The organism is Candidatus Thioglobus sp. (assembly GCF_029243085.1).
Classification (GTDB): domain Bacteria; phylum Pseudomonadota; class Gammaproteobacteria; order PS1; family Pseudothioglobaceae; genus Thioglobus_A.
The window spans coordinates 1-8,119 of record NZ_JAQWSS010000075.1; the positions used below are offsets into that span (position 1 = coordinate 1).

11 protein-coding genes are annotated in these 8,119 nt (G+C 36.1%); 2 read left to right on the forward strand and 9 right to left on the reverse strand.

Going from position 1 to position 8,119, the window contains the following annotated elements:
- Positions 1 to 29: 29 nt before the first annotated feature.
- Genes pdxJ through rnc form a run of 5 tightly spaced genes read right to left on the reverse strand, consistent with a single transcriptional unit; the run spans position 30 to position 3,936 of the window.
- Entirely contained in the window at positions 30 to 755 is a 726-nt protein-coding gene (gene pdxJ / locus P8M52_RS04055; RefSeq protein WP_300307683.1) for a pyridoxine 5'-phosphate synthase, read from the reverse strand.
- 6 nt (positions 756 to 761) lie between these two features.
- Positions 762 to 1,451, reverse strand: coding sequence for a DNA repair protein RecO (gene recO / locus P8M52_RS04060; protein ID WP_300307685.1), 690 nt, complete (start codon positions 1,449 to 1,451; stop codon positions 762 to 764).
- A gap of 2 nt (positions 1,452 to 1,453) precedes the next feature.
- Positions 1,454 to 2,374: a metal-dependent hydrolase gene (locus tag P8M52_RS04065; RefSeq protein WP_300307687.1), complete on the reverse strand. Its 921-nt coding sequence runs from the start codon at positions 2,372 to 2,374 to the stop codon at positions 1,454 to 1,456.
- Between the two features lie 9 nt (positions 2,375 to 2,383).
- A complete protein-coding gene (era, locus tag P8M52_RS04070) occupies positions 2,384 to 3,268 on the reverse strand; it encodes a GTPase Era (protein WP_300307689.1) in 885 nt (294 codons plus the stop codon).
- On the reverse strand, positions 3,268 to 3,936 hold the full coding sequence (rnc, locus tag P8M52_RS04075) for a ribonuclease III (protein WP_300307691.1): 669 nt from the start codon (positions 3,934 to 3,936) through the stop codon (positions 3,268 to 3,270). The genes era and rnc overlap by 1 nt, the downstream gene beginning before the upstream one ends.
- A 37-nt stretch (positions 3,937 to 3,973) precedes the next feature.
- Here rnc and cas6 point away from each other — a divergent pair, with 37 nt between their 5' ends.
- Complete coding sequence (cas6, locus tag P8M52_RS04080) at positions 3,974 to 4,642, forward strand: type I-MYXAN CRISPR-associated protein Cas6/Cmx6 (protein ID WP_300307693.1); 669 nt, start codon at positions 3,974 to 3,976, stop codon at positions 4,640 to 4,642.
- Between the two features lie 76 nt (positions 4,643 to 4,718).
- Positions 4,719 to 5,750 carry a thioredoxin fold domain-containing protein gene (locus P8M52_RS04085; RefSeq protein WP_300307695.1) on the forward strand — a complete coding sequence of 344 codons (1,032 nt, stop codon included), beginning with the start codon at positions 4,719 to 4,721 and terminating at the stop codon, positions 5,748 to 5,750.
- 15 nt (positions 5,751 to 5,765) lie between these two features.
- Here P8M52_RS04085 and P8M52_RS04090 read toward each other — a convergent pair whose 3' ends face one another.
- From P8M52_RS04090 to P8M52_RS04105, 4 genes are all read right to left on the reverse strand, one after another.
- Entirely contained in the window at positions 5,766 to 5,990 is a 225-nt protein-coding gene (locus tag P8M52_RS04090) for a hypothetical protein (protein WP_300307697.1), read from the reverse strand.
- 11 nt (positions 5,991 to 6,001) lie between these two features.
- A complete protein-coding gene (locus tag P8M52_RS04095) occupies positions 6,002 to 7,003 on the reverse strand; it encodes an OmpA family protein (protein ID WP_300307700.1) in 1,002 nt (333 codons plus the stop codon).
- Positions 7,004 to 7,095: 92 nt separating this feature from the next.
- On the reverse strand, positions 7,096 to 7,425 hold the full coding sequence (locus P8M52_RS04100; protein ID WP_300307702.1) for a zinc ribbon domain-containing protein YjdM: 330 nt from the start codon (positions 7,423 to 7,425) through the stop codon (positions 7,096 to 7,098).
- A gap of 3 nt (positions 7,426 to 7,428) precedes the next feature.
- On the reverse strand, positions 7,429 to 8,119 hold a 691-nt coding region (locus tag P8M52_RS04105; RefSeq protein WP_300307705.1), incomplete at its 5' end, for a thymidylate synthase.

Here is an 8,119-nt window from a genome sequence, read left to right on the forward strand (position 1 = left end):
ATTGATGATATCCGTGCCTACGCCATAAATCATACTCTAACTTTAAGCATTAACGCTTTCATTTCACGAGTAGCTTGCTCAAGACCGACAAATATAGCCCTTGCAATAATCGAATGACCAATATTTAGCTCTACAATTTCAGGAAGTTCAGCAATTGCCGAAGTATTTTCTAAAGTAAGCCCGTGTCCGGCATTAACCTGTAGGCCAATAGAATGTGCGTATGCCGCCATTGCTTTTATATGCTCAAACTCTTGTTTTTGCTCATCGCCCGTTGCATTAGCATAATGGCCTGTATGAAGCTCAATAACTGGCGCGCCGCATTCTTTTGCCGCATCAATCTGATCTTTTTGAGCATCAATAAATAGTGAAACAATAATACTAGCTTCAGCTAATTGAGCGCAAACTTGTGTCATTCTTGGAATTTGGCTAGCAACCTCAAGCCCACCTTCTGTTGTTAGTTCTTCGCGCTTTTCAGGTACCAAACAACAGTCTTCAGGTTTAATTTTAGTAGCAATAGCAATCATCTCATCTGTCGTTGCCATTTCTAAATTCATCTTAGTCGTGAGCTTATTTCTCAAAATTTCTACATCAGAATCTTGAATATGACGCCTATCCTCACGCAAATGCAGAGTAATACTATCAGCACCAGATTGTTCACACAACAAAGCTCCTTCAATTGGACACGGATAGTTGGTGCCACGCGCTTGCCTAAGAGTGGCAATGTGGTCAATGTTAACGCCTAAATAAATACTCATAATGTGCTATTTGCTAAAAAATAATGATCGACTTTGTAAGGGCTTATCACCCAGCAAAGGTTTTAATCGCATGCGATTTAAATCTCTACATGCCTTTAATTGCTGTGGATCTGGCATGTTGTTAATATCATCAATCAATAATTGATTAATAGATTTTCCTATTATTTTACCTGCAACACTTCTCATAAATCCACCTTGATGTTGATATTCATAATGAGCGTTTAAATCAATGGGTTCACCTATTATGTCTTGTGAAAAATCTACACCATAGCCCAGCTCTTGTAATAAGTTGTGTTCAAATAAACGAAGCAACCAATGGCTAGATAACGGATTAATTGTTGCTAGATTTTGAACAAAGCTTTTGTAAATCTCAAACAGTTCAAAATGAGGATCTTGCTCATGCAATAGTCTTGAAATGAGCTCATTGACATACATACCAAGAATAAGGCTATCACCCTTAAGCTGTCTAGGGATATCATCTGCTTCCCAATTACTTAAGCTCTTCAAATCTCCCTTACCACTATAAGAAATTTTGAGGTGTTGAAACACTTGAATTTGGGTTTTTGAGTTGCGCAAACCTCTACCTACTAATCTAATTCTGCCGTGTTCGAGGGTAAGAAAATCTAGCAATAAAGAGGTGTCTTTAAAGGTTCTTCGATGTATCAAAAAAGCTGGGGTTAAATCCACTTTTGCCATGACTATTCATTCCCATACATATTATCTGCATTAAACTTCGTAGAAATTCTGGAGGGCAATACTGCTATCCACTGATCATTTATAAGTTCAGCAATGATAAAACTAAAAACTGGATTTGTAATACTACCCATTCTAAAATCTTTCAATATTAGCTTGTTATCAGTAACTTCTAAGTTGTAAAAACCACTTGAGAAATTGGCGTATTTATCAACAACTTGTTGGTTAATATTTTTTAAATAGTGTCGATTTTCAACTTTAATTTCTACACCCTTGTTGCCAAAAACATCAACAAAATATTGCTTAATAAAATCATCCTCGACAACAACAACTCGCCACAATATACTGTTGAATGGCGTTGGTGTGGCATAAGCCTTTCCGCTTGGTAGTATTGATTGCTGGATGACAAATGTAGACAACAAATAAAGTTGTGAAAATATAAGTGCAATTGTATTAAACGAAAAATTATTAATCATCAGCACTTTCTTCTTGATGAAAATATAACCAATGCTAACACTTAGTGGTATTGTATAAATCGGATCGATGATAAAAATCGATCCAATCATAATTTTAAAATCACTAAAAGGCAATAGCAAAGAAGTGCCATAACTTGTAAAACTATCTAGAATTGGGTGAGTTGTTAAAACCAAAAAGACCAAAATTAGCCAACGAAAATAGCTAAGTAGATCAAAAAGTTTGTACAGTAAAGCCGCTATTAATGGCGAAATTAGAGTGAGATAAAACAAGGAATGTGAGAAGTCTCTATGCTCAATGGTACTTGTCAAAGCATCTGGATAACTAAATAAAACATCTAGATCTGGTATGGTTGCCACAAGTCCTGAAATCAGCGCGACTTTTGGGGTTTTCTTTGGCGAAACGGCTATTCCAATAACAGCACCCAGACTAAATTGAGTAATTGAATCCATTAATAATGACTAGTCGTAACCTAATGATGCAAGTGAACGTTTAGAATCAGACCAACCCGTTGATACTTTAACCCAAAGCTTTAAAAACACTTTGCGATCTAAAAATCCTTCAATACTTTGACGAGCTTCTGTACCAATTTGTTTTAACATTTCACCCTTATTACCAATCACAATATTTTTTTGCGACTCCTTTTCAACAAAGATACGTGCAGCAATGCGTTGCATTTTTCCATCCAATTCATACTGCTCAATCTCTACTGTCAAATCATATGGCAATTCATCTTCTAGGTGACGCATTAGCTTTTCACGAATAAATTCTGCGACAATAAATTTCTCTGATCTATCAGTCACATAATCCGCATCAAAAATCATCGGCTGTTCAGGTAAATGCTTTAAAACTAATTCTCTTAGAGCGCTCGTGTCTCTTTTTTTGAACGCAGATAAGGGGAATAAATCAGTGGGCTGATACTTTAGAGCAATTTTCTCAAGAAATGGTAACACTGCCTGAGGTGATGATAGCTTGTCAATTTTATTAATACACATCACCACTGGCACATCTACTTGAGAGACATGCTCTAAAACGCGAGCATCTTCTTTAGTCCATTTATTAGCTTCTACTAGCCATAAAATCATATCTACATCTTTAATGCTAGAACTTGCAGCGCGATTCATATAAGCGTTAATTGCTTTTTTATTACCAATATGTACACCGGGCGTATCTACAAAGACCATTTGATAATTATCTGTTGTATCAATCGCGTGTATGCGATGGCGTGTCGTCTGGGGGCGGTGCGAAGTAATTGACAGTTTTTGTCCAATTAACTCATTAACCAGTGTTGATTTACCCACATTAGGACGACCAACCACTGCAATAAAACCTGCTTGAAAATTCATTATTTCTTTCCCTTTAACTTATCTAACAATATCTGTGCACATGATTGTTCTGCACGCTTAATGCTTTTAGCATCTTGATTAACTTGTATATCTTGATCAGTCAAAAAACATTTAACTGTAAAAACAGCGTTATGATCTTTTCCAACTGTTTTAATCAATTCATACTTAGGTAAGGTGTTGTTGCGCTTTTGTAGATATTCTTGCAATTGTGTTTTTGGATCCTTCAAAGAGTCATTTGGATTAATACCATCTAGAAGATCTTTGAATAAATCTAAGATAACCGTATTAATTGTCTCAAAATCAGAATCAAGCAAAATAGCACCAAAAATTGCTTCTACTGCATCAGCTTGGATAGATTCACGTCGATAACCACCACTTTTTAATTCACCAGAGCCTAAGATTAAAATATCAGCTAAATTTAATTTAACGCCAAATTGAGCCAATGTCTGACCCCGAACCAAATGTGATCTAAGACGAGATAACTTACCCTCTTCAACATGGGTAAAGCGCTTGTACAATTCTCTAGAGATGATCAATCCAAGAATACTGTCACCCAAAAATTCTAATCGTTCATTATTTTTCTTACCGACGCTACGATGGGTCAAAGCTAGCTTAAGCAAACTTAGGTCTTTAAAATGATAGTTAAGTTGTTGTTGTAATTTTTCCATCTATAATGACACAATAATAATTTAATATATATCTTATATGTTTTGGCAAGAAGACACTAAAGAAGAACATTTTACGCTTCCTGAGACTATTCAAGAGGTTAGCTTTAAAATCCAATCAAAAATACTGCCGATGGATCATAGCTTTTTATTAGCACAAGCTCTGATTAAACACCTGCCTTGGTTAGTTGAAACTAACGCTGGCATTCATGATATTGGGGTGGCTGATGGTAACGGCTGGGAACAAAATAAAGATGGCGGGTTTTATTACCCTTCAAAACGCTCTAAACTCACATTGCGAATCCCTTTTGAGCGCATTGAAGAGGTTAAAGAGTTAATTGGAAAAACCCTTGATTTGGGCGATTATCAAGTTAAAGTAGTTAAATTTATTAATTCAAAACTTTTAAGTGATATGCCAGTGTTATTTGCTAAACAGGTAGCTTGTGAAAAAAACATGAGCGAGGATGATTTTTTACAATTGTGTTTTGATCAACTGTCTAAGTTGGGCATTCAAGTTAAAAAAATGATGGCTGGCCTTGAGCATAATATTCAAACTGACAACAATGCAATTCATACTCGTTCTTTGATGGTTGCAGATTTAACCAAAAATGAATCAATACTATTACAGGAACAAGGCCTGGGCGATCATCGCCTATTAGGTTGTGGACTCTTCATTCCACAAAAAGGCATTGAGACAATTGAAAGTTAGTCTAACACTTGCACCAACTCCCATTTAGGCATACAATTCTTAACTGTAAATATTGACAACACTCTGGGGGGAGATTGTGCGCATACTTGTTATTTTTTTCGTCTTATTATCTTCATTAAATTTATCTGCCCACGAGCATGTTAAGCCAGGTGAATTTTTAGGCGCCAAAACAGTTGATGAACTGCCAAACTGGTTCAAAGCCACCTTCATGGATTTTTCTGAAGATTTAGAAGAAGCTAGTGATGAAGGTAAACATGTGATGATGTATTTTCATCAGAATGGCTGTCCTTATTGCTCAAAACTAGTTGAAGAAAATTTTCATAATGAAAATCTAGTGGCCAAATTACAAACTAATTTTGACACCATTGAAACCAATATGTGGGGTGATCGAGATCTTACAGATTGGAATGGAGATGATTACACTGAAAAAGAATTTTCATCAAAAATGAAAATCCAATTTACTCCAACCATTGTTTTCCTAAACCCTAAGGGTGAAACACTGCTTAGACTTAATGGCTATCAATCAGTTGAAAAAATGCATGCAACCTTAGATTATATTTCTAACAAAAAATATCTTGAGCAGTCTTATGCAAGCTATATCAACAACCTCAAAAAAGAAAAAAGTGGCACTTTAAATGCCAACCCTATTTTTGAATCTGGGCCGCATATGCTTACTCGTAACACCCATATTCCAGCGCAGAAATTTTTGGCAGTATTTTTTGAAGAGCCTAACTGTCAAGAATGTGATGAATTTCACAATCAATTAATGCCACTAGAACAAACTAACACCCTACTCAAGCAAATGCAAGTGGTGCGCTTTAATGCGCTAAGCAATGAAAAACTCATTACCCCTTCTGGCAAAAGAACCACTGCAAAAGATTGGTACGATAGCCTGAAGCTAACTTACAAGCCAGCTGTTGTATTTTTTGACAAAAATGGAACGGAAATTATTAGAAAAGATGCTTTCTTCAAATCATTCCATTTTCATTCAATTATGACTTACGTGCTCTCAGGTGCTTACAAAACTCAGCCAAATTTTCAACGCTACATTGAACATCAAGCTGATGCCTTAAGAGAAAAAGGTATTACTGTTGATATTTGGAAATAAGCTTAAATAAAAAAACTAATTGCTGTGATAGTGACTATGGAATTGAGACGAATAATGGTTAACAGTGTTACCAATATCAATACTCTCACCCATTATCATTGCAATGATAGCCATTACTGCAATAAATATTAACACCAAAATAGCCAATGCTACAATTGAAGCCAATGTCCATTTGATAATAAACCACACCATATTCCAAAATGGCATTTGAATTTTGGTAACCTTTACCTCTTCTTGCATAAATTGCCTTATTAATTCTTAATAAATTTTACTTCAACACGTCTATTATCGGCATTCCATGGGTCATTAGGATGTTTATGCTCTGAATTGCCAACTCCTTTTGAATTTAATCTGGCTGAGGACATAGAATAGTTCTCTTCTAAATAAACCTTGACACTATTCGCCCTACCTTCGGAAAGTAATTTTATCCAGTCTTCATATGAAGTACAGTTTTGACTATATCTATAATCACTTTTATCTTTGTAACATCTTTCTTTGCCATCGTTAGTTCCAGCAACATGCCCCACCAATTCAAATATACCGTTTCTAAAAGCATAAGAAGAGACCGCCTCACCTAAACTATCCAATTCCTTCATTGCTGAATTTGTCAATCTCCAATGATCACCTTCAAAAGTTACGTCAAAATCAACAAATTGCTTTTCTTCAATCTCTTTAACTAATTTTCTAACCTGACTGGTTGCTGCACTAATAGCAGCGACTGCATCAATATCAGCACCTTGATAGGGAGATTCTGATTCCCCTTTAAGATCTGTTAGCTTTACGTAATAGTACTTAGTGTCATCAACAACACCGTTAGCCTTGTAGGCGTCAATATCAATTCCAGATGTAGCACCTTCGACCTTTCCTACGCCAATCCATTGTTTGCCATTTTGACTAATCTCCACTGCAGTTGACTCAACCACCTCGCCAACTTCAAATATCCATAAATCATCAGATGAATCTCCAGAAGTTGTTAAGTAGTTATCATTAAATTTAATAGTAATAAAACCATGCTTACCTAATGAAAAAGAAGGGCATTTACCATCTTTGCAAACATTGCCATTTGGTAATGCAATAACCGCATTAGGTTTATCAAATGGAGCTTTTGATCCATTGCCCACTCTATATTCTACTACCTCGTCTGCAAATGATATCGGTCCTTGTGGGAAAGATACACCTTGTACTACTAAAGGGTTTGCAAATGTATTAAAACTCATTATTAATAACGCTATAAACACGCTTGTTTGTTGCATAACTGTACTCCAAATAATATTAGAACATTATTATACAGTGATTTAAAATACAGGTATATTATGGTTTACCATGGCATGTAGAAATCTAGAACTTAGACTTTTTTTACAAACTCAGATTTAAGTTTCATAGCACCGTGGCCAGGTATTTTGCAGTCAATATTGTGATCACCATCACACAAACGAATACTCTTAACTTTGGTGCCAACTTTAACTGCATTTGAAGTGCCTTTAATCTTAAGGTCTTTAATGACAGTCACCGTATCGCCATCAGCAAGTGTATTGCCATTAGCGTCTTTAACGACTTCTTCTTGTTCAACTAGATCATCTGCGGAAAATTCATACGCACATTCAGGACAAATTAGCAGGTTACCGTCTTCATAGACATATTCAGAATTGCATTTTGGACAGTTGGGTAAACTCATGCCTTATACCGTAAATGGGTATTTAACAGGGTCGTGGTGCTCATAACCAACTAACTCAAAATCATCCATGGTTACCCAGGTTTCTAGATCTTCCAGAGTTTTAATTTCCGGATTAATTTTAAGGCTTGGCAGTGGCAATGGATCACGACCAACTTGCTCGTTTTTAAAGATCTCTACTTGGTTTTCATAAAGATGTACATTCGACAAATGATGGCGCATTTTCTTGGCTTTTTTACCAGTAATCTGTGCGGTAATCATTAGCAAAAAAGCCACTTGAAAATGATTAAATGGTTGACCCAAGGCATAGTCACTACTACGCTGATAACTTTCTAGATACAAATCATCACCCAATAAATTAAAGTGATGAGTATGCATGCATGCTGGTAAACAAGCACGATGAATCAGATTAGGGTGGTTAAAAGTCATGATCTCACGGCGATCATCGATACCATTAGACAAATCCGTTACAATCTTTTTGTATTGATCCAAGGGCTCATCATCTTCAATACCCGGAAATGCACGCCCTATTACGCCGTAGCACATACCCATATCATCCTCACCTTGACGATATGGGTTATCAAGCCATGCTTGGTTATCATTGGCATTAGCATTCCAAGTATTGCAGCCTAATTCTCTGAATTGTGCAGCTGATTGATAGTCACGAATATAACCAAGCATTTCAGCAATGGCTGAC

Excerpts from the sequence above, each read along its gene's own strand:
- recO (WP_300307685.1), bottom strand. The coding sequence starts at position 1,451 with ATGGCAAAAGTGGATTTAACCCCAGCTTTTTTGATACATCGAAGAACC.
- P8M52_RS04095 (WP_300307700.1), bottom strand. The coding sequence starts at position 7,003 with ATGCAACAAACAAGCGTGTTTATAGCGTTATTAATAATGAGTTTTAAT.
- P8M52_RS04090 (WP_300307697.1), bottom strand. The coding sequence starts at position 5,990 with ATGCAAGAAGAGGTAAAGGTTACCAAAATTCAAATGCCATTTTGGAAT.
- P8M52_RS04065 (WP_300307687.1), bottom strand. The coding sequence starts at position 2,374 with ATGGATTCAATTACTCAATTTAGTCTGGGTGCTGTTATTGGAATAGCC.
- era (WP_300307689.1), bottom strand. The coding sequence starts at position 3,268 with ATGAATTTTCAAGCAGGTTTTATTGCAGTGGTTGGTCGTCCTAATGTG.
- pdxJ (WP_300307683.1), bottom strand. The coding sequence starts at position 755 with ATGAGTATTTATTTAGGCGTTAACATTGACCACATTGCCACTCTTAGG.
- P8M52_RS04100 (WP_300307702.1), bottom strand. The coding sequence starts at position 7,425 with ATGAGTTTACCCAACTGTCCAAAATGCAATTCTGAATATGTCTATGAA.
- cas6 (WP_300307693.1), top strand. The coding sequence starts at position 3,974 with ATGTTTTGGCAAGAAGACACTAAAGAAGAACATTTTACGCTTCCTGAG.
- rnc (WP_300307691.1), bottom strand. The coding sequence starts at position 3,936 with ATGGAAAAATTACAACAACAACTTAACTATCATTTTAAAGACCTAAGT.